Source organism: Specibacter sp. NPDC057265, from assembly GCF_042668835.1.
Classification (GTDB): domain Bacteria; phylum Actinomycetota; class Actinomycetes; order Actinomycetales; family Micrococcaceae; genus Specibacter.
The window spans coordinates 33,011-55,523 of sequence record NZ_JBHUYE010000019.1 but is presented as its reverse complement, the minus strand read 5'-3'; the positions used below and the strand labels follow the sequence as shown (position 1 = coordinate 55,523).

Genomic DNA, 22,513 nt, shown 5'->3' with positions numbered 1-22,513 from the left:
CCTCCGGCCTGCAGAACTTCCTGCAGGCCGGAGGGCCCCTTGGCTTTTGTCCCGCTCAGCCTTCCGCGATGACGGCGACGGACCCGGCCGGAATGGTTCCCTCAAAGGCTTTGCCGCTGATGAGTTCGTGTCCCTTGGCCTGGACGTTGGCCTCGCTGTCAGCGTGGTTGATGGCGAACAGGTAGCTGGCCCCGTCGGCGCCCTGGCGACGTGTCAGCTCCACCCCGGAATCCGCCTGCACCGGTGCCGCAACGGCCGACTCGGCCAGCAGGGAGTCCAGGAGCCCCTCCAGTCCGGCAGGATCCGGGAAGGTGGCCAGGTACCAGGCGGAGCCTTTGCCCGTGGCGTGCCTGGTGATGGCGGGCACCCCCGTGAGCGGATACCCGGTGAAGGAAGCCACTGCTTCGGCGCCGGCCAGGTGGACATGCTCGCTCCAAATCCGGCCCGTGGAACCGTTGTCCAGTTCCACGGTTTCATGCTCGGGCAGCGGGTGGAATTCCTCCGTGGAGATGCCCAGCAGTTCGCGGAAGGCGCCGGGGTAGCCGCCCAGCCGCACGGCGTCGTTCTCATCAACAATGCCGCTGAAGTAGCTGATCAACACGGTTGCCCCGCAGGTGGCGGCGGCGGCAATGTTGGCGGCGGCGTCGTCGTTCACGCAATACAGGGTGCAGACCAGCACCAGGTCATAGCCATCCAGGTTCGCCGAGGGGTGGACGAAATCGGCGGTGATGCCGCGCAGGAACAACGCCCGGTGGAAGGCCCGCAGCAGCTCAAGGTACTTCACATCCGTGCTCGGGTGGGAGTCCAATTCGCTGGCCCACCAGGCCTCGTAGTCAAAGACGATGGCGGTGCGGGACTCAACCCGCGAACCCTGCACAGGGGACAACGCACCCAGTGCGGCGCCCAAGTCCACCACTTCGTTCCAGATGCGGGTGTTCGTCCCGCCGTGCGGCACCATGGCCGAGTGGAACTTCTCCGAACCTGCCTTGCTCTGGCGCCATTGGAAAAACATGATGGCGTCGGCACCGCGGGCCACATGGGCCAGCGAGTTGCGCTGCATTTCCCCCGGCGCTTTGGTCATGTTCCGCGGCTGCCAGTTCACGGCGGAGGTGGAGTGCTCCATGAGCATCCACGGTTTGCCGCCGGCAACGCCGCGCGTCAAGTCCGCGCTGAAGGCCAGTTCAATGTGCCGTTCGGTGTCGGACGCCACCAGGTAGTGGTCGTTGGCGACCACATCCACATGCCGGGCCCAGTCAAAGTAGTCCAGGGACTTGGTGGCGCTGCTGACCATGAAGTTCGTGGTGGCGGGAATCTCCGGGGTGACCTCGCGGATGACCTCCACCAGCATGTCGTAAAAATCAATCAGGGCCCAGGAGTTGAAGCGGGCAAAGTCCAGCTGCTGGGTGGGGTTCAGCGTGGTCGGGGCGGGCCCGGGTGTGCGGATTTCTGCAAAGTTGCCGTAACGCTGGGACCAGAACGCCGTGCCCCACGCCTCGTTGAGGGCCGCAATGCTGCCGTATCGCCGCTCCAACCAGGCGCGGAACGCTGCGGTGTCCTCCGGGCCGTGGAACTCGCCTACATGGCAGCCCAGTTCGTTGTCCACATGCCACAGCACCAGCGCCGGGTGGTCCTTGTACCGTTCGGCCAGGACCCGGGTCATCGTGGCGGCGTACCGGCGGAAGATGGCTGACGACGGCGAGTAGTGGCGCCGCGATCCCGGCCCCAGCACGGTTCCGTCGGCTGCGACCGGCAAAATTTCCGGGTGCTTGTGCACCAGCCACGCCGGTGGTGCCGCCGTGGCAGTGGCGAGGGCCACCTTGATGCCGGCTGCGGCGAGGTTGTCCATGACGTCATCCAGCCAGGCGAAGTCATACTGCCCCTCGGCGGGCTCAAGCCAGGCCCAGGAAAAGATGCCGACGCTGAGGGCATTGACTCCGGCTTGCCGCATGAGCTCGATGTCCTCGAGGCGGACCTCCACGGGCCACTGTTCCGGATTGTAGTCCCCGCCGTAGGCCAGGGCCGGCAGTGCCTCCCACAATGAGGCGGTGCGCAGCTTTTTAGCCGCCGTATCCGTGTCCAGCGGCGGGCTGGTGTTGGTGGCACGAGGTCTGGATGTCTCAGGGATCGGGGACGTCATGGAGCTCCTTTAGTTGCGGCGCTGTTCAGGCGCCCGGGGGGAATGTAGGAATGTTCGGTCCAGCGGGTGCCCGGCGACGGCCGTCACCGGGTGCCGGTCCAATTCTTGATCTGCTCATCCGAGGCGGGGCCGTCGGCAATGGTGATGGTGATGGTGCGGCTCAGTGTTTCTCCTGGAGCCAGTACCACGGCGGCATCCCAGGCCAGCGCCGAGCCCACTGCCGGGTAGTCGCCTGCGCGGACAAACCATGGATCGGCAGCTTCTGCAGGAGCGGTGAACACGAGGGTGGCGGGTTTTCCGGAAAAGTCCCCGGAGAATGCCAGCCAGGGGGAGCGGCTTCCGTGGACGGCTGCTTCGCCGCTGGCCTGGGATGTGCGGATGTGGGTGTTCGACACGGCGGGAAGGCGCCAGAAGAAGCCGCCGTAGCCGCTGCCGGCGTGGCCGTTGGAACCGGGGCTGCCGAGGCTGGCGGGCACGCTGCCGGCAGGGGTCAAGGTGAACCGCAGCGTCAGGGTCCAAGCACCGCCGTCCGCGGCGGCAGCTGACCACCAGCGGCGTTCGTGCAGAATCCTGGTTCCATCGGGGCCAAACCACGTCAGCTCCCGGGTGCCCGGTGCGGCGTCTCCGTTCGAGGCAATGCGTCCGTGGTCAGCGCGCCAGGCGTAGGCCTCGTCCCCGCGCGCATAGGTCTGGCCGCCCCAAAAGTTCACACCATTGACGTCCTGGAGGGCCACTCCGGTCCCCAGGTGCCAAGGATGGTCCAGGGGCAGGGCCTCCGTGACAGCCACTCCGCCCAGGGTCGCGACGGGGTGCAGATAAGGGCGTGGGGAAAATTGGGCAGCCACTTTTTCCCCGCTGATTTCATGCGCCACCTGCGCACCGTTTACCGTCAGGTGGCCAATGGCGGGATTCGGCCTGGCCCAGGGTGCGCCCAGTTCGCTGAAGGTGGCCCCGGCCGCCGTCGCACGTTCAATCCACAAGCCGATGTCCCGGATGACGGGGTGGGCGCAGGGCCCCTCCCCAATCCACTGCAGGTGTTCGGCGGCAATGGGCAAGGGGTCCTCGGCGGTGCGTACCGCTTCCAGCACGCGCATGAAGGCCCCGCTGTTCTCAAGCGAACTGAGCAGGGGGGTGCCATTGCTGCGGTGTGCCAGCAGGTTTTCCAGCAGGTCGGTGCGGGCGAAGGTTTCCCTGGTGGTGCCACCGGCAGTTGTGATTTCCAAAATGTCCTGGGTGTAGTGGAATTTTGCCTGGCCCCTGGTGCCGTGGATTGTCACGAAGGGATCGGATTCCACCTGCGCGCACACCGTCAGTGCGCTGACGACGCGCGGGCCCTCCGTGGGCGTGATGCGCACGGTTGACGTGTCATCACCTTCAATGTCATGGGCGCGGTACAGGTCCGTTTCCACTGTTTCAATGGCGTCGGCGGATCGGATTCCGGCAATGTGCAGGGCCGTGGCCACCGCATGGGCCAGGGGGTTGGTGGTCACCCCGTCCACCACGTCGACGCCGTTGATGGTGCGTTTGCCGGCCCAGCGGGAACGCTGGTAATAAGCCTTGTCGCGCACCCAGGTGCCCGTCGCGGAGATGCTTTGAACGCTTCCGACCGCCCCCGATCCGATGGCCCGGGCCAGGGCCGGCAGCGCCAGCGAGCCCAGGGACTGGAACCCGATCTGCACCGATTTTCCCGCGTGGGCCGCGGCAGCGCGCAATTGCTGAAATTGTTCCATCGAGGCAGCTGTTGGTTTTTCCAGATACACATCGGCGCCGGCAGCCAATGCCAGCAGGCCCAGGGCGGCGTGGGTCTGGATGGGGGTTGCAATGATGATGACATCGGGGGCCGTCCCGGCGTCCAGCAGTTCGGCCAGGTCATGGAAGACCCGGACGCCTTGGGCCAGGCGGCCCTGTGCCGGCGGGTTCGGGTCGGCCACGGCCACCAATGTCAATGCTCCGGCTGCCTCCAGGCGGTCCAAATTCACCAGATGGTGGGCCCCAAAGCCGTGCACGCCCACCAGTGCGACGCGGGGCGGCGCTGCCGCTGCGCCGGCAGGGTCCTGGCCGCTGACTTCGTGTTCGCTGGTGCTCATGCGTGGAATCCTTTTTTGTGCGGGGTCCAGGCCTGCACTTCAGGACTGGAGGTGAAGCAATGTCTTGGGGCTGGCCGGCTCGTTGTCCGCGGGGTGGGAAAGGCGGTGGGCTGGGCTGCACATCCTGACTGAAACGTATCAAAAACGCCCGGCGCTGGTCAATGCCGGTCCAGTCGCCAGGCGTGTTTGAAGTGTTGCGAAAGACGTGGAGTGGATACGATGGATCGATTCAATACGAATGCTGTCCCCGTCCCGGAAAGTGCCGGGCCACCCCTTCGATCCTTGCCGGAAAGGCACCTTTGTGAAAATTCTGTTGGCCGGCGACTCCACTGTCGCCCATTGCCCCAGCTATGAGTATCCAATGAGCGGCTGGGGGGCGGAACTTGCTCCCCTGGTGTACCAGTGGGGTGCCGTCCACAACCTGGCCAAGGGCGGGGCCAGCACCGGGTCCTTCCGTGATGAGGGCCTGTGGGGGCAGCTTTTGGAGCTTGCCGGCCCAGGGGATGTGGTGCTGCTCCAATTTGGCCATAATGACCAAAAACTTCCCCACCTTGCCGCAGGAACGGGCTACACGGCCAATCTTGAACGCATGCTCGAGGAGGTTCACGCGGTGGGGGCCCAGGCGGTGCTGTGCACTTCCGTTGAACGGCGCAACTTCATAGCCGGCGCGCAGACGCCGACCCTGGCCGACTATGCACAAGCCGTCCGTGGGCTGTCAGCGCGCAGGGGGGTGCCGCTGATAGATCTGAATCTGTGGACCACGGAACTTTACCGCAACGCCGGCGAGGCGGGCTCCATTGCCTACTTCACCCACCTGGGCGCGGGTGAACATGCCCACTGGCCCGAGGGGCTGGCCGACAATACCCATTTCAGCCGGACGGGTGCAGCCGCCGTGGCGGGCAAGGTGGCCGAAGCGCTGCAGGGCCTGCGCAGTCAGCCTGCGCAGCTCGGCTAGGCCCCGGTTCTCCCGGTTGGCCTCCGGCCACCAACACCCACGGCCCGTACCCCAATGCTTGGTTTTGGGGTACGGGCCGTGGGCCACCGTTTTTGCGGTGCCGGCGAAGGGTGCGCAACGCCGTGTGCTGTGCCGCTATTTTCCGAAGCTGTGGCTCCAGCGCGCCTGGGCATTGGGGGCAATGCCGACATAGGGCTTTGGCACCGCGGCCACGGTCACCGAGGCGGCTTTGATCTTATTGGCACCCTTTTCCGCCTTGACGCCGTCAAGGTAGTAGTCAAAGGCGGAATCGTTGGGCACTATGACAATGCCGTGCGGCGACTTTCCGGCGTCGACGAACTTTGGAGCCTTCGGCGTGGCCGGCTTGGTCAGGACCGGCACCTTGCTGAAGTCCATGCCGCTGGCGAGGTGGTAGCTGGTGTAGGCGGGCTGGTTGTACGCGGTGTTCTGGCGTGCCACCTCCGCCCGGTATTGGAGGTCATGCATGGGCGTGGGCAGTTTGTGGGTGGTGATGTCGGTGCCGGTATAGATGCGCAGCGCAGATGAATCCGCCGTGCGCAACAGCAGCTCCTCGCGCCAGTCGCCGAGGACATCCGCCACCAGCGCCGCCGTGCCCTTGGTGGTGTTGTTGGTGCGTGTGCCCGCAGCAGTCAGGACCCGGCCCTGCTCCCAGTCCTCGATGCCCGGCGTGGCGTCGCCGCTGCCGCTCAGGAGCTGTGTGGTGAGGTTCGGCGACCACCGGATGGACTGGTTTGTCCCGGGGGTTGCCGGGGACAGGACGCTCCCGCTGGCGCTCAACAGTCCGCTGGCTTCAGTCCCGCCGGGCATGCTGGACCAGACTTCCATGCCGGGCACGTCGCTGCGCACGTCACCGATCATGCCGCGGCCGGTGTCCTTGCCGGAATAGGCGCCAAAAATCACCTCGCCGGTGGCCGCGTCGCGCAGTGCCGAACCGTAAGGTGCGTATGTTCCACCTTCGTGGACAGTGAAGATTTCCAGTCCGGGGCGGCCGGGATCGATGTCCGCCACGTGCATGGCATCGCCATGGCCCAGCCGGGCCGGCGTGCCGGGGTCCGCGCTTTGCGCCGGCAGCTCGTCGACGGAGCTGTAGAGCACTGAACCGTCGTCGTCGATGGTGGCCGAACCGTAGACAATCTCCTGCTTGCCGTCCCCGTCGACGTCGGCTGCGCTGAGCGAGTGGAAGCCCTGCGTGGTGAGCTTGCCGTACACCGGGTCCGTGCCGTCGCGGCCATGCGGGGAATCATTGAAGGGATTGCTCATGGGCGCGTGCCCGCTGTCAATGAGCCAGCGCTGTTTGAGTGTCTTGCCGTTCCAGTCGTAGCTGGCCATGGTGGTGCGGGTGTAGTAGCCGCGGGCAAACACGGCGGAGGGGCGTTCGCCGTCGAGGTAGGCGACGCCGGCCAGGAAGCGGTCCACGCGGTTGCCGGGCTCGATCCGTGACATGGCGTAGTCTCCCCACATCAAGCCGTCGTCGCCGCGTCCGGGCTCGTACGGCACCGTCTGCAGTTCCTTGCCCGTGGCGCTGTCAAACACGCTCAGGTACTCCGGCCCGTCCAGGATGAAGCCCGTAAAGCTGCGCAGCAGGTTTCGGCTGCTGCGGGCGGGTGCGTAGACGTCCATGAAATGGTCCACGAGTTCAACTGCGCTTTCACGCGAGAGCGGGTAGCTGTGGGTCACGGGCAGGCCGAAGGCCTGCTCCAGCGTGGCCGGCCAGTTGCCGGCCAGCACTTCGGGGTGTTCGCTCCAGCCCTGGAACATGCCAAGCAGGTGCTCGTAATAGCCGGCGGCGTCGAGCCGGTAGTCGTCATTGTTGGTCCGGCCCGCCTTGACGTCGGCCCGGGGCAGCGTCACAAAGGCCTGCTTCTTAATGGACCCGTCCGTGCCGTAACTGATGGACTTCGTGCCGGGCGCGGTCTTGAGAATGGTTTCGGAGCGCCCGTCACCGTCAAAGTCGTAGACCATGAACTGCGTGTAGTGTGCACCTGCCCGGATGTTCACCCCCAGATCGATCCGGTTCAGCAGGGTGCCATCGAGCTTGTACGTGTCCAAAAAGACCGTGCCCGTGTAGCCCGGCTGGGAGACGTCCTTGGCATTGGAGGGGTCCCATTTGACCATGTATTCATAGCTGCCGTCACCGTCCACATCGCCGACGGAAACATCATTGACCGAGTAGGAGAAAGCCTCCCCGGCCGGTGTCACGCCGTCGGCCGGCTTTTGCAGGGGAACGTCATGGAAACCCTTCTCCCACGCCGTGACGGCCCCACTGTGGGCCAGTTCGACGCCGTTGACGATCGGTGCCACCTCGTAGCGGGATTTGGCCAGTCCCTGGGGATCGGCAAAGTTGGTGCTGTCCGCCACCGTGGCCAATTTGACCCCGTCGCGGTACACGGCGAATTCGGGCCCAGCCATGCCCGTGGCGGTGGCGCCGGTGGCTTCGGAACCGAGCAGACGCCAACTCAGGAACACCCCCTCGGCGGTGGAAACCGCCACCAGCCCCCGGTCGAGGGCCTCAAGTTGGGCCGTGCCGGCCCGGGCTGCCGCCGCCGGGGCGGCCGTGGCGGGGGCGGCAACGCCAAAGGCCAGGGCCGCCGACGCCGTCACCGCCAGGGCCATCTGGAGGGGATGCTTTCTTAGATTCATCGTCGAATCCATATCCGGGCAGTGTGCCCATCGTAGGGATAACGCTTTCCATGCTGGGCCGAGCGTAGCCAGGGCCGAGACGGGGGGTCAAGGCTTCATACGATTATTGATACGTTTCACTAGTTTTTCGGGCACTCTGCTGAAATGGCTGTCCAAATGGACTAAAGTGCCGCCACGCTATGGTTTCGTGCTGGCCCGGACCACCAATTCAGGCTTAAACACCACTGAGCGGGGCTTGGCCTCCAAGTCGTCGACCTGCTCCATGAGCAGTTCAATGGCTGTGCGTCCAATCAACATGGTGGGCTGCTTGATCGATGTCAGGGGCACCACGGCCGAGGCGGCAAAGTCAATGTCATCGTAGCCAACCAGCGCCACATCTTCTGGAATTCTCAGTTGGCCCAGCATGGTCATGGACTGCATGACGCCCAGGGCGAGCAGGTCGTTGGCGCAAAACATGCCGTCAGGCAGCAGTCCTTCCCCGCGGCGAACCAGGGAGTCGCCAACGCCGCGGCCGGCCAGCACCGTCAGGTCGCTGGCCTGGATGACTTCCAGGGTTGCTTCGGGGACTTCCGCAACGGCACGCCTGGCCCCGGCGAGGCGGTGGGTGATCTGATGGAACTGCTGGGGGCCGGCGACGAAGGCGATTCTGCGCCGGCCAATGTCCAGCAGGTGCCGGGTGGCCAAGTATCCACCCGAGACATCGTCCACCGAGACGGAGCTGAAGGTGCCCTCCAGGGCGGGGTTGTCCACGAGCACCACCTTCGTGCCGCGGTCGGCCAGCGACTTGAGCCGGGTGGCAATGTCCTCCACGGGGGAAATGAGCAAACCTTGGACGCGCTGCTCCTCAAACAAGTCAATGTAGTGCATTTCCCGCCGGGAATCATGGCCGCTGTTTCCCAGGACCACGGCGTTTCCGGTTTCCGCCGCGGCATCTTCGGCGGCACGTGAAACCGAGGAGAAAAAGGGGTTGCCAATATCCAGCACAATGAGGCCAATTGTGCGGGACTGGCCGGCACGAAGCTGGCGGGCAACGTCATTGCGGACGAACCCCAGCTCGGAAATGGAATCCATGACGCGGCTGCGGGTCTTTGGTGCCACCCGGTCGGGGTAATTCAGGACGTTGGAGACCGTCCCCACGGCCACGCCCGCATGGTTCGCGACGTCCTTGATGCTTGCTGCCCGCATGAATCCCTCCGTCCCGGTGCGCTCCCAATAAGTTCCCTGCGGACCGTGGTTGACATTGTTTCGCTTGCAAGTGTACTTTGAATCGTAATAATGAATCGTTTCAAGAGCTAGAGGTTGTCATGCGTGTTTGTTTTCGCTCCACAGTGGATCCCGAGCACCTGCCCGCCTACAGGCTGGCCCACGCCCAGGTATGGCCGGAAATGCTGCGGGCCCTCAAAAGCGCCGGATGGAATGACTACACCCTGCACCTGGGCAATGACGGGCTGCTGATTGGCATTGTCCAGTGCGATGACCTCGACGCGGCGAGGGCGCGCATGGCGCTGACGGAGGTCAATGCCCGCTGGCAGGCGGAAATGTCCAAGCACTTCCCGGCCTCCGAGGGCACCCCGGATCAGGGATTCATTGTGATGGAAGAAGTTTTCAACCTGGAAGAGCAGCTGGCCGCTGCCGGTGATCAAGACAAAGGAACAATGTAATGACGGATTTGGCAGCGGCCCTTGGCCGCTTGGACGACTTGGCCATTGAGGTCCCCTCCTGGGCCTATGGCAATTCGGGCACCCGCTTTAAGGTCTTCGGCACGCCGGGAACACCGCGGACCGTGCAGGAGAAGATCGCCGATGCCGCCCAGGTGCACAAGCTGACAGGATTGGCGCCCTTGGTGTCACTGCACATCCCGTGGGACAAGGTCGAGGATTACGACGCGCTCAATGCCTACGCCAAGGACCTGGGAGTGGGCCTGGGCACCATCAACTCCAACACCTTCCAGGATGACGTTTACAAGTTCGGCTCATTGACCCATGTGGATGCGGCAGTGCGCCGTCAGGCGATCGACCACCACTTTGAATGCATCGACGTCATGGACGCCACGGGCTCGCGTGATTTGAAGATCTGGCTCGCCGACGGCACCAACTACCCGGGCCAGGGCGACATGCGGGGACGTCAGGACCGTTTGGCCGAATCCCTGCAGGAAATTTACGCCCGCCTGGGACAGAACCAGCGCATGGTGCTTGAGTACAAGTTCTTTGAACCGGCGTTCTACCACATGGACGTCCCGGACTGGGGGACCTCCTACGCCCAGACGCTGGCCCTGGGTGAGAGGGCCTTGGTCTGCCTCGATACCGGCCACCACGCACCGGGCACCAACATTGAGTTCATCGTGGCGCAGCTGCTGCGCCTGGGCAAGCTGGGGTCCTTTGATTTCAACTCGCGCTTCTACGCCGACGACGACTTGATTGTGGGAGCAGCCGATCCCTACCAGCTGTTCCGCATCATGTACGAGGTCATCCGCGGTGACGGCCTGGGCGCCGACTCCGGCGTGGCCCTCATGCTGGACCAGTGCCATAACCTGGAAGAGAAGATTCCCGGCCAGATCCGCTCCGTGTTGAACGTGCAGGAAATGACTGCCCGGGCGCTGCTGGTGGACCGGGTGGCCCTGACCGAAGCGCAGAACGCCGGCGACGTCCTCGGCGCGAACGACATCTTCTCCCACGCCTTCTACACCGACGTGCGCCCGGCCCTGGCCGACTGGCGCGAATCCCGCGGCCTGCCCGCGGACCCGCTGGCCGCCTTTTCCGCCAGCGGCTACCAAAAACAAATCAATGACGAGCGCGTGGGCGGAACCCAGGCCGGATGGGGCGCATAGACATGGGCGGAACTACAAGCACGAGCAATGCTGTGGCGGATCTAATCACCCGCTCCAACCGTTTGGGTGCGGACAAGCGCAACACCAACTACGCCGGCGGCAACACCTCCGCCAAGGGCACCGCCACCGACCCTGTCACGGGCGAAGACGTGGAGCTTCTGTGGGTCAAGGGCTCCGGCGGGGACCTTGGCACCCTGAAGGAATCAGGCCTGGCCGTGCTGCGCCTGGACCGCATGCGCGCCCTGGTCAACACGTACCCGGGCGTTGAACGCGAAGACGAAATGGTTGCCGCCTTCGACTACTGCCTGCACGGGAAGGGCGGTGCTGCGCCGTCAATCGACACGGCCATGCACGGCCTCGTCGATGCAGCCCACGTGGACCACCTGCATCCGGATTCCGGCATCGCCATCGCCACGGCGGCCGACGGCGAGGAATTGACGGCCAAGATTTTCGGCGACAAGGTTGCCTGGGTGCCCTGGCGCCGCCCCGGCTTCCAGCTGGGTCTGGACATTGCCGCGATCAAGGACAACAACCCCGACGCGATCGGCACCATCCTGGGTGGCCACGGCATCACCGCATGGGGCGCCACCAGCGAAGAAGCGGAAGCCAACTCGCTGTGGATCATTGAAACCGCAGAGGCGTTCATCTTGGCCAACGGCCGCAAGGACCCGTTCGGTGCGGCACTGCCCGGCTACGGCGCGCTGGCCGAAGAGGAGCGCTGCGCGAAGGCCGCTGCCCTGGCCCCGACCATCCGCGGGCTCGCCTCCACCGACAAGGCCGCCGTGGGCCACTTCAACGACGACGCCGCCGTGCTGGAATTCCTCGCCGGCGCCGAACACCCGCGCCTGGGCGCACTGGGCACCAGCTGCCCCGACCACTTCCTGCGCACCAAGGTCAAGCCGTTGATCCTGGACCTGCCGGCGGACGCCTCGGTGGAGGACTCCATCGCACGCCTGAAGGAACTCCACGCCGAGTACCGCACGGACTACGCCGCCTACTACGAGCGCAACGCGGTCCCGGGCTCGCCCGCCATGCGCGGCGCCGATCCAGCCATTGTGCTGGTGCCCGGCGTGGGCATGTTCTCCTACGGGGCCACCAAGCAGACAGCACGGGTTGCCGGTGAGTTCTACCTCAACGCCATCAACGTCATGCGTGGTGCCGAAGCGCTCTCCACCTATGCCCCGATTGATGAGGTGGAGAAGTTCCGCATTGAGTACTGGGCTTTGGAGGAGGCCAAGCTGGCCCGTCTGCCCAAGCCGAAATCGCATGCCACCCGGATCGCCCTGGTGACCGGTGCGGCGTCGGGCATTGGCAAAGCCATTGCCACCCGCCTGGCCGCCGAGGGTGCCTGCATTGTCATTGCGGATTTGAACCTGGAGGCCGCCCAGGGCGTTGCCCTGGAACTGGGCGGGCCCGATGTGGCCATTGGCATCCAGGCCGACGTCACCGATGAAGCTGCCGTGGGTGCAGCCGTGGACGCGGCAGTGCTGGCCTTTGGCGGCTTGGATTTGGTGGTCAACAACGCCGGCCTCTCCATTTCGAAGCCGCTGCTGGAAACGTCCGGGAAGGACTGGGACCTGCAGCACAACGTCATGGCCAAGGGATCGTTCCTGGTGTCCAAGGCCGCCGCGAAGGTCCTCATTGAACAGGACATGGGCGGAGACATCATTTACATCTCCTCCAAGAACTCCGTCTTTGCCGGACCCAACAACATTGCCTATTCGGCCACGAAGGCCGACCAGGCGCACCAGGTGCGCCTGCTCGCGGCCGAGTTGGGCGAATACGGCATCCGGGTCAACGGCATCAACCCCGACGGCGTGGTCCGCGGCTCCGGCATCTTCGCCGGCGGTTGGGGTGCCAAGCGCGCCGCCGTGTACGGGGTGGATGAGGAAAAACTGGGTGAATACTATGCCCAGCGGACGCTGCTCAAGCGTGAGGTGCTGCCGGAGAATGTGGCCAATGCCGCAGCGGTGCTGACCAGCGCCGAACTGTCCCACACCACCGGTCTGCACATCCCCGTTGATGCCGGTGTGGCAGCGGCCTTCCTGCGATGAGCGCATTGTTCGCCGCCGTCGACATTGGGGCTTCCTCCGGCCGGGTGATTGTCGGCAGCCTGATGGATGGCGCGGCGGAGCTGCAGGTGGTGCACCGCTTCCCCAATGGCGTCACGGAAGTGGTCACGGAGGCGGGCACCAGCCTGCACTGGGATCTGCCGGAACTCTTCGAGCAGGTTTTGCAGGGCCTCACCGCGGCGGCGGCACACGCCGCCGCGGTGGGCAGCCCCATCCTCAGCATTGGCATTGACACCTGGGCCGTGGACTACGGCCTGGTGGATGCCGCCGGCGCGCTTGAGGGGCTGCCCTTCAGCTACCGGGATGCCCGCGGCGCCGGGCAGGTAAAGCGTGTCCACGGCATGCTGTCCCCCAGGGAGCTGTATGCAGCCACGGGTCTGCAGCACCTGCCGTTCAACACGATCTTCCAATTGGCCGCCGAGCAGGCCGCCGGCCGTGACCTGGCCGGGCGGCAGGCCCTGCTGATGCCCGACCTCATCGCCTTCAAACTCACCGGTGCCCGCCGCGCCGAATCCACCAATGCCTCCACCACGGGTCTGTACGGTGCCGTGGCGGGGGAGTGGGCCAGCGGTTTCATGGCCGCCCTGGGCCTGCCGGACACGCTCTTCCCGCCGCTCATCGAGCCCGGGGAAGCCATTGGCACGCTGCTGCCGGAGATTGCCGCGCGGACCGGACTGCCGGCAACCACCCCGGTGGTGGCCGTGGGCTCCCATGACACCGCCTCGGCCGTGGCGGCGGTTCCCGCAGCCAGCCCCAACTTTGCCTACATTTCCTCCGGCACCTGGTCGTTGGTGGGCGTGGAACTACAAGCCCCGGTCCTGTCCGAGGCCAGCCGGGCGGCGAACTTCACCAATGAGCGCGGCGTGGACGGCACCATCCGTTACCTGCGCAACGTGGGTGGGCTGTGGCTGCTCAGCGAATCAATCCGTTCCTGGCAACAGGAAGCGCACGACGGCGTTGCCCGGGTGTCCGGCGCCAACCGGGCTGTCCCATCCCTGGCTGAACTGCTCGCCGCCGCGGCTGCCGAACCGGCCGGGGGGCCGCTGGTCGATGTGGATTCCGAGGACTTCATTGCCCCCGGAAACATGCCCGAACGCATCCGGGCCGCCGTGCGTGCCGCCGGGGGGACGCTGGAGTCCCCGCCGGCCGCCGTGGTGCGCTGTATTCTGGACAGCCTTGCCGCGTCCTATGCCACCACCGTCGAACAGGCGGCCCGGCTCTCCGGCAAAACCGTGGACGTCATCCACATTGTGGGCGGCGGGTCCCAAAACGGGCTGCTGTGCCAGCTCACCGCCAACGCCACGGGCCTGCCCGTGGTGGCAGGGCCCGTGGAAGCCACGGCGCTGGGCAATGTGCTCATCCAGGCGCGCGCGGCCGGGGCGGCGCCTGAGGCGCTGGCGGAACTGCGGGCAACCGTTGCCGCCAGCCACACCGGGACCAAATACCTTCCCCGGTTGTTGATGCGCAGGTCCTGACGGACGGGGGCCCTGGCGGCGCAGCAGGGCCTCAGGACCCGGCCAGGGTGATGCAGCCCTGGTGCAGGATGCGCACATCGTGCATCTCAAGGCTGCCGTGCCCGGGCCGGATGGCCTCGTCCACGAAAATGGGTGCCTCGGGGTTGAAGGGGAACGCCTGGATGGTCAGTCCGTGGCGCAGGAGTTCCTCGTGGTGCCCGGTGAGGTCAATGTCCCAGGGCAGCCCGTTCCAGTAGTTGTCCGAGAGCAGCCGCCCGTTCAGCAGCGCCCTTGCCGCGTCTCCGGTCCAGGCAATGCGCAGGAGATTTTGCATGCCCGCCCGGAAGTGCCCGGCAGTGAAGGTGAGCTGGAAATGTGCCGCCAGTGCGTAGTCGCCGTCCAGGGGCGCTGCGGCCCGGCCTTGGCTTCCGCCGGTGCGTACCGGTGCCGGTCCGGCCGCGGCCTGCCGGAGCTGGACCGGCAGCACCGTGGCGAGGGGCTCGGCGGGGGCTTGAACGGCAAACATGCTCAAGGGCCCGCGGCGGCCGAGCTTGTGCACGGAGCCCGGGTGTGGACCCGGCAGTGCCGTCACACGCTCCACCGCGGGATAAATGCCAATTTCCTGCCCGGGTGCGGTGATGTCCAGCCGCAGTGTCCCGTCCGAGGCCACCAGTGAGTCCGCCAGGATGATGCGCGTTGCTCCGGCAAACTCCGCTTTCCACAGGCGCAGGGCGCAGGGCCCGTCAACGACCAGAATGCACACGCCGTCCGTGACGGACAGCTCCACGGGATCCGGGCTTTCGGGAACCGCCAGGTGCAACGTTTGGCCGGGGCCGCCGTCGTCCGGATCCAGGACAATTTCAAACCCGGTGGCCACGCCCTCGGTGCGGGAAAACACAAAACACTTCCGCTGCCCCACCGGCAGGCTGGTGAGCAACTGCGCCGTGGTGCTCAGCAGCGTGGCGCCGCCGCCCAGAGGCAGCATGAACGGCCACACGAAATGGGCGCCGGCCGCAATTGTGGTCGGCTGCCGCGGCACGGTGAGCTGACCGCCGTCGGCCAGGGTGAGCTGGAACTGGACACCGCTCTTGGCCGCGAGGCCATCGCTGGCCGGCTGGTGGTTGTTGACGAAGAGGAACCCGGCGTGGCCGTCGCTGCGCACAGCCCAACGGAGTGTGTCGGAGTCGTCCAGGGTTGCCGGGACGGTATCCGGCGCCGTCATGGGCATCCGGGCCAGCTCGCCACCCACCTCGGCAAGGAACAAATGCTGTGCCCGCAGCCGGTGGTAGGACTCCCGCAGCTGGCCGTGTTCGCCCAAGGGAGCCTGGAAGTCGTAGCTGACCACGGGCAGATCGTTGGGATAGCCGGTGGCCTGGGACTCCTGCAGGCTCGAAAGCGCGCCCCGGCCCTGGGAGGCCCCGTGGAACATGTAGTAACCCTGCCAGGTGGAGCCGCTGCCGATTTTGGCCAGGGCCAGTGCGGAGACATCCGCTGCGGGAATGATGGGCCGGCGGTGGTAGGCCGACGGCATGCCACCGCCGAGCTCGCAGGTGGCAAACGGTGCCGGAACGCCGTTTGTTTCCGCCCCGGCCACAGCCATGGGGCGCAGGTCCGCCCCAATGGAATGGTCGTCGCGGATGTGGCTGAAGAAGTAATGCTTCCGGCTGCCGCGCGCCCACCCGGGGTGGGCATCCTCCCAAAACGCCTCCGGGTACCCGCCGTACAGCGGCAGCACCTCACCGTCGGGCAGTTGCGCCCCGCCCCAGGCGGTCGCGGTCCACAAGGGCGCGTCCATGCCCAGCTCCTGGGCCATTTTCTTCAGACTGAGGATGTGATCCGGTTGGTCATACAACTCGTTCTCCAGCTGCACGGCAACAATGGGGCCGCCGTCGCCGTGGAACAGACCCCTGAGCTGGTCGGCAATTTGGGCAAAGAAGGGCCGCACCTGCGCCATATAGCGGGGGTCATTGCTGCGGTGGCGGATGGGCAGTGACTGGAGCCAGTCGGGAAAGCCGCCGTTGCGGGCCTCGCCGTGCGCCCACGGCCCCAGACGCGCCACCACGTCCAAATCCAGCTCCGCGCACAACTGCACAAAGGCGCGGAGGTTGCGGTTCCCGCTCCAGGTGAAGGTGCCCTGTTGTTCCTCGTGATGGTGCCAAAAAACATAGCTCGACACCACTGTGATGCCGCCCTGCTTCATGCGTTCGAGTCCGGTCCGCCACGCCCCGGCATCCTGACGGCTGAAATGGTATTCACCCATGACCGGGAACCAGGGTGCGCCGTCGCGGATGAGGTGCTGGCTGTTGGCGCTGACTCCGCGCGAAGCCATGCGGAGCTGGCCGTTCACGGGAGTTGGGGGCTGGTGGACAGTGGCGTAAAGCATGGAATTCCTTTGCAGCAGGGTGAGTAAGCGTTTTCCGTCATATATCAGGCGGGGCGGGAAAGTCCTTGTGAACACTCCCCAAACATGGTTGTATCGATTCAGATGTGGGCCACCCCACATTATGCCCCAAGGGTCCGCCGCCTGCAGCGGCCGCCTGTCTTCAGGTGCTGGCGGGCAGACAATTGCTGCCCGGATCTTTTGGGTTTTTTGGCAAATAATTTATGAATCGATACAAGTTTTGCCTTGCCAGCCCCTGACCTGACCCGCAGATCCTTCGAATCAAGGAGTGATGCCATGCAAGCCCCGCCCAAACATCGATATCCCGCCAGGGTCAGATCCACCATTGCCGTGACCGCGGCCTGCGGCATGACCCTGCTGGGCCTGCCGGCCGTGGCCACAGCGGACGCGATGACCTGGTCCTTTGACTTTGGCACGCCCTCCAGCCCGGTTGGTTCAGGCTGGACGGCCGTCAACCAGGGATCCCTGTACACGCAGGCCACCGGCTTTGGAATTGTCCCCGTCGACGGGGTGCAGCCTGTTTCCCGGCACCGGACCGTGGCCCCCGCCCACGACGTCAACGACGATTTTGTGCTCGGCACCGCCTGGGGCTTCGCCGTGGACGTGCCCAATGGCAGCTATGACGTGGAGATCCGCTCGGGGGACCAGCTGGCCGGAACGTCCACCACCAAAACCAAAATTTCCCTTGAGGGGGAGGTGGCCGGCACCATTTCGGCCCGCCAGGCGGTCACCACGCAGAAGTGGCAGGCCACCGTCACCGACGGGCAGTTGAGCATTGACGTCACCGGCGAAGGCGCCGGCGGCTACATCAACGCCATCGTCATCACCGCAGCCGACGGGGCCCCTCCCACCACCGAACCCACCGAACCCACCGAACCCACCGAACCCACCGAACCTGAAGCCACTGAACCCGCGGCTCCGCCAACATCGCAGTTGCCGGCACCCACCGCCGTCCGCATGGCCCACGTGAGCGACACCGCCGTCGTACTGCGCTGGAATGAGGTCAAGGACGCCACCGGCTATGTGGTTTCGCGCTCGGACACCGTCGACGGCAGCTACGCCAAGGTGGCCGAAACCGCCGGCGACGTCTTTGCCGCAGACAAGGTGGACACCACCAAAATCCACTATTACAAGGTCCAGGCCAAGGACGCCCAAGGCCTCTCGGCGACTTCCGCCGCCACCGTCTCCTCCCTGCCCGGAACCCCTGCGGCATTTCCCGCGGCGGGAACCCTCACCTTTGACTTTGGCAACGGCGCGGTTGCCGCCAACGCAGTGGGCATTGACGCCGCAACTGCCTACACGGCGCAAAACCGGGCAGGCTTTGTGGACCCTGCCGCCACCACCGCACAGGACAGGGGCGGCAACGACGCCCTCCGCAGTGACTTTGTCACAGTGGGCGACACCGAATTTGTGGCCGACCTGCCCAACGGCGACTACACGGCGGACTTGATTGCCGGCGACGCCACGGGCGCCACCGATATTTCCATCCTGGCCGAGCAAATGGCCAAGGTGCAGCAGACTGCCAAGACCGCGGGAAACTATTTGGAGATGTCCTTCGACATTGCCGTGGTGGACGGCCAGCTTAACCTCGACTTTGGCGGCACGGCCGCGAACATCAACGCCCTGGTCCTGACCCAAAAGTCACCCCTCCAGGCCGGAGCCAAGCCCACGGTATGGATCACCGGTGACTCCACCGTGCAAAGCTACACCTCCGACTATGCGCCGCAGGCCGGCTGGGGGCAGATGCTGGACCGCTACCTCTCCGACGGTGTCACGGTGGAAAATAAGGCCATCGGCGGGCGCAGCTCCAAGAACTTCATCAGCCAGGGCCGCCTCGACGAGGTCCTGCGCGGCATCCGGCCCGGCGACTACCTCTTCGTCCAGTTCGGCCACAATGACAACAGCAAGGGCGTTGATGACAGGTACGCGGCCCCGGCGGACTACGCCGAATATCTGCGCACCTACGTGGACGGCGCGCTCCAGCGCGGGGCAACACCGATCCTGGTGACCCCCGTGTCACGGCGCTCCTTTGACGCCGGGACGGGCAAGTTCAACGTGTCCTTCCCGGAGTACGTGGCCGCCGCCAGTGGACTGGCCGCGGAAACCGGGACCGAACTTGTGGACCTCTCAGCCTCCTCCCGCGCCTACCTGGACAGCGTGGGTCCGGAAGCGGCACTGTCCGTTTTCCTGCACGTTCCCGCCGGCGTCTACCCGTCCCGCCCTTCCGGGACAGCCGACGACACCCACTTCCAGGAGTACGGCGCCATCCAGATGGCCCGCCTGATTGCCGCCGACGTGGCCAAACTCGACATTCCGTTGGCTGCCGAGGTGGTGGAGGCGCAAGCGCCCGCCGCAGTGCCTGCCGCGCCGGCAAATCTGGTGGCGGGCTCCATCTCCAATGCCGGTGCGCAGCTGAGCTGGGCCTCCGTGGACGGAGCCGACATCTACAAGGTGTTCCGCAGGGACACCGACGGCGCCGACTGGGCCCTGGTGACCACCTCAACGCTGCCCCAGACAACCGTGGGCAACCTGGCAGAAGGAGCCTCCTATGATTTCCAGGTGGTGGCCGTCAACGCCAGGGGTGACTCCGCGCCGTCAAAGGCGGTGCGGGTCCAGACCAAGGCACCGCTGTACAAGTTCGATGTGCAGCTGGCCGGCAACCCGCTGATGCCCGGCTACCTTGAAGCCAGTGAAAAGTCGCTGTACAACAAGGAGAAGGGCTGGGGATTCCTCAACGTCGATGGCCTGGGCGGCCGTGACCGGGGCATCGGCTTCGACCCGGCCCCGAACGATCTGGAACGTGATTTCCTGCTGCCAAGCTCGACCCACGAGTTTGCCGTGGACGTCCCCAACGGCAGTTACGCCGTCAAGACCTACAACGGCGACTGGATCGGCACCTCCAAGTCGGAGGTCCGCATTGAGGGTAAGGACTTTGGTGCCTCCAATGCCGGCAAGGGCTCGGTCTCGGCCAAGCTCAGCCAGCCCGTCCAGGTCCTGGACGGGCAGCTGAACCTTGTCATGGGCGGCAGTTCCTCGCGCCTCAACGGCATTGAAATCACGCCGCTGCTGCTGGCGCCCAGCGCGCTCGCCGCCACGGACGTCTCCATTGGTGCCGAACACGCCACCGTTTCGCTGGGCTGGACCGGCACCGATGCGGGCAACTACCGCGTTTACCGCAAATCCAGCACGGCGGAGGCGGCCGAACCCCTGGGGGAGGCAACGGCACCGGAATTCACCGACAGCACAGCCGAAATTGGTTTGGACTACAGCTATTACGTGGTGGCCCTGGACCTCTCCGGCACCGAATCCGTGCCGTCGAACACCATTGAGGTGGCAACAGTTGACACCTCCGTGGCCAAGGCCGCCGTTCCCGGCAAGCCAGTGCTGGGCGCCGTCAACAAGAACGACGTGTCCTTGTCCTGGCCGAAAGCGGACGGCGCCCTGTTCTACCAGGTGTTCCGCGCCGATGCGAAGGCTGACGGCAGCTTCGGCGACTTCAAACTGCTCGGGCGTGCCGGGGAAACCCAGTACACCGACTCCACCGTGCTGACCACCATTGCCTACAAGTATGCGGTGGCCTCGGTCAACGGCGGCGGCGTCTCGGACAGGTCCGAGCCGGTCACCACCGAGGCAGTAACCACCCTGGTCCGCCAGGCGGAACGCCTGGACCGGGCCCCTGTTGCAGTGGCCACCGAGAAGGGCGTTTATGTAGGCTGGCGCATGCTGGGTCTGGATCCCGAAGCCATTGGCTTCAACGTCTACCGCGACGGCGTGAAGGTCAACGATGCGCCGGTCACCTCCAGCACCAATGTGCTGGACGCCGACGGCATCGCCGCCTCAAGTTACCGGATTTCGACGGTGCTCAACGGAGCCGAACTGTGGGCCACTGAGGCCTTCACCGTGTGGGATTCCCAGACACTTGACGTGCCGCTGGACAAGCCCGCCGACGGCTACACGAAGGACGGGCAGCCCTATGGCTACCGCGCCTCCGACGCCTCCATTGGCGATGTGGACGGGGACGGCAGCTACGAGATCATCCTGAAATGGGACCCCACCAATTCCCAGGACAACTCAAAGGCCGGCTACACCGGAAATGTGTACGTTGACGCCTACCGGCTGGACGGCACCAGGCTGTGGCGCATCGACCTGGGCAAGAACATCAGGGCAGGGGCGCACTACACCCAGTTCCAGGTGTACGACCTCAATGGCGACGGCACGGCGGAGGTGACCCTGAAGACCGCCGACGGTACCGTTGACGGCGCCGGAACCGTCATTGGGGACCCCCGTGCCGACCACCGCAATTCCAGCGGCTACGTGCTCACCGGCGCTGAATACCTCACGGTGTTCAACGGCGCCACCGGTGCTGCCATTGACACCATCGACTACACCCCCGAACGCGGGGACGTTGGGGCATGGGGGGACGGCTATGGAAACCGCGTGGACCGTTTTCTGGCCGGCGTGGCACATCTGGACGGCGAGCACCCCAGCGTGGTCTTCAGCCGGGGCTACTACACCCGCACGGTGGTGGCAGCCTATGACTTTGACGGCACCTCACTGAAGGAACGCTGGGTGTTTGACTCCAATGAGGCCGGGGATGAGTACCGCGGCCAGGGCAACCACCAGTTCTCGGTGGCCGACGTCGACGGGGACCAAAAGGATGAAATCATCTTTGGCTCCATGACCTTGGACGATGACGGATCGGTGCTGTACAACACGAAGCTGGGGCACGGCGACGCGCTCCATGTCTCCGACTTTGACCCGTCGCGGCCGGGTTTGGAGGTCTTCGCGACCCATGAGGAAGTGCCTTCAAGCACCGAATATGGTGCAACGTACCGTGACGCCGCCACCGGCGAGGTGCTTTGGGGGATCCCGGCCGTCAAGGACACCGGCCGTGGCGCCATGGCCGACATCGATCCCACCCATCCCGGCGCGGAAGGCTGGGCCATCGGCGGCGACGCCGCCTGGAACTCCCCTGTGGGGCAGTTGAAGGCCGCCAACGGGGAGCTCATCAGCACCAGCATTCCGGCCGCCAACTTCCTCACCTGGTGGGATGGGGACCTCCTGCGGGAGGTCACCGACCACGCCTGGACGGAAGAAAGCCGCACCGGCGTGCCCACCATCTCCAAATGGGACTGGACCACCAACACCAGCAAGGAGATCTACCGGGCCGCCGGGACCCTGTCCAACAATGACACCAAGGGCAACCCGTCGCTGCAGGCCGATTTGTTCGGTGACTGGCGTGAGGAGCTGGTGACCCGGCTGGATGATTCCTCGGCGCTGCGGATTGCCACCACAGTGGATTTGACCGACCACCGCCTGCGCACCCTGCAGTCGGACCCGGTCTACAGGATGGGTGTGGCTTGGCAGAACACCGCCTACAACCAGCCGCCACACACCTCCTACTTCCTGGGGGAGGGCATGGAGACGCCTGCCGCGCCGAGCATCTTCTACACCGGCAGCGCGCCTGCACCGGGGGAGCCCGTGAACCCCGGCGTCGCGCCCGCTCCAGACCCTGTGGATCAGAAGCGGCTCAAGAAGGACACCGAGATTGATCTTGGCCTGGGTGCTGCGAAGTTCCCGCGCGGCTCCTCCGAGGTGAAGTTGTCCAAGCTGACCCCGGGTGAGCAGTTCTACGTCTATCTCAATGAGAACGGGCTTGGATGGCACCAGGTGTCGCAGGATGGCACCATAACGGTGACCACCCCGGAAAGCACCAAACCCGGCAACAACAAACTGGTCTTGCTCACCGCGGCCGGCGGCCTGCATGGCTGGACCGGTTTGAAGGTCACCGGCCCACCAGTGAAGTAATCCGTACCGGTACGACGGCGCGTCCCCCGCAGCTGGGGGACGCGCCGTCGTGCTGTGGCACGGGCCTCATTTGGGGGAAAAGGCAAAGCGGGCTAGCTTGGGATCAGCGCC

The 22,513-nt window shown here is 65.5% G+C and carries 11 protein-coding genes; 6 read left to right on the top strand and 5 right to left on the bottom strand.

The genetic code is table 11. The features are described from left to right. Positions 1 to 55: 55 nt before the first annotated feature. Positions 56 to 2,137 (bottom strand): beta-galactosidase, encoded by a 2,082-nt coding sequence (locus tag ACFUCV_RS12470; RefSeq protein ID WP_380816156.1) that lies wholly within the window; start codon positions 2,135 to 2,137, stop codon positions 56 to 58. An 83-nt stretch (positions 2,138 to 2,220) separates the two neighbouring features. Further along, entirely contained in the window at positions 2,221 to 4,224 is a 2,004-nt protein-coding gene (locus ACFUCV_RS12465; RefSeq protein WP_380816154.1) for a DUF6807 family protein, read from the bottom strand. Positions 4,225 to 4,525: 301 nt separating this feature from the next. Between ACFUCV_RS12465 and ACFUCV_RS12460 the strand changes: the two genes are divergently transcribed. Further along, positions 4,526 to 5,179 (top strand): rhamnogalacturonan acetylesterase, encoded by a 654-nt coding sequence (locus ACFUCV_RS12460; RefSeq protein WP_380816152.1) that lies wholly within the window; start codon positions 4,526 to 4,528, stop codon positions 5,177 to 5,179. 135 nt (positions 5,180 to 5,314) lie between these two features. On the opposite strand, the gene ACFUCV_RS12455 is transcribed toward ACFUCV_RS12460, so the two are convergent. Both ACFUCV_RS12455 and ACFUCV_RS12450 read right to left on the bottom strand, forming a co-directional pair. Then, on the bottom strand, positions 5,315 to 7,840 hold the full coding sequence (locus ACFUCV_RS12455; protein WP_380816150.1) for a rhamnogalacturonan lyase: 2,526 nt from the start codon (positions 7,838 to 7,840) through the stop codon (positions 5,315 to 5,317). 177 nt (positions 7,841 to 8,017) lie between these two features. Further along, the gene (locus ACFUCV_RS12450) at positions 8,018 to 9,025 is read right to left on the bottom strand and encodes a LacI family DNA-binding transcriptional regulator (protein WP_380816148.1); all 1,008 of its coding nucleotides are present in this window, start codon (positions 9,023 to 9,025) and stop codon (positions 8,018 to 8,020) included. A gap of 119 nt (positions 9,026 to 9,144) precedes the next feature. Here ACFUCV_RS12450 and ACFUCV_RS12445 point away from each other — a divergent pair, with 119 nt between their 5' ends. The 4 genes from ACFUCV_RS12445 to ACFUCV_RS12430 are packed head-to-tail and all read left to right on the top strand — an operon-like array spanning position 9,145 to position 14,214. Next, complete coding sequence (locus ACFUCV_RS12445) at positions 9,145 to 9,501, top strand: L-rhamnose mutarotase (protein ID WP_380816146.1); 357 nt, start codon at positions 9,145 to 9,147, stop codon at positions 9,499 to 9,501. Then, entirely contained in the window at positions 9,501 to 10,667 is a 1,167-nt protein-coding gene (gene rhaI, locus ACFUCV_RS12440) for an L-rhamnose isomerase (protein ID WP_380816144.1), read from the top strand. The genes ACFUCV_RS12445 and rhaI overlap by 1 nt, the downstream gene beginning before the upstream one ends. Positions 10,668 to 10,669: 2 nt before the next feature. Continuing rightward, the gene (locus tag ACFUCV_RS12435) at positions 10,670 to 12,721 is read left to right on the top strand and encodes a bifunctional aldolase/short-chain dehydrogenase (RefSeq protein ID WP_380816142.1); all 2,052 of its coding nucleotides are present in this window, start codon (positions 10,670 to 10,672) and stop codon (positions 12,719 to 12,721) included. Then, a complete protein-coding gene (locus tag ACFUCV_RS12430) occupies positions 12,718 to 14,214 on the top strand; it encodes a rhamnulokinase family protein (RefSeq protein WP_380816140.1) in 1,497 nt (498 codons plus the stop codon). The genes ACFUCV_RS12435 and ACFUCV_RS12430 overlap by 4 nt, the downstream gene beginning before the upstream one ends. A 31-nt stretch (positions 14,215 to 14,245) precedes the next feature. Here the strand turns inward: ACFUCV_RS12430 and ACFUCV_RS12425 are convergent, their stop codons facing one another. Continuing rightward, entirely contained in the window at positions 14,246 to 16,576 is a 2,331-nt protein-coding gene (locus tag ACFUCV_RS12425) for a beta-galactosidase (RefSeq protein ID WP_380816138.1), read from the bottom strand. A gap of 294 nt (positions 16,577 to 16,870) precedes the next feature. Here ACFUCV_RS12425 and ACFUCV_RS12420 point away from each other — a divergent pair, with 294 nt between their 5' ends. Then, positions 16,871 to 22,402: a fibronectin type III domain-containing protein gene (locus tag ACFUCV_RS12420; protein WP_380816136.1), complete on the top strand. Its 5,532-nt coding sequence runs from the start codon at positions 16,871 to 16,873 to the stop codon at positions 22,400 to 22,402. Positions 22,403 to 22,513 lie beyond the last annotated feature (111 nt).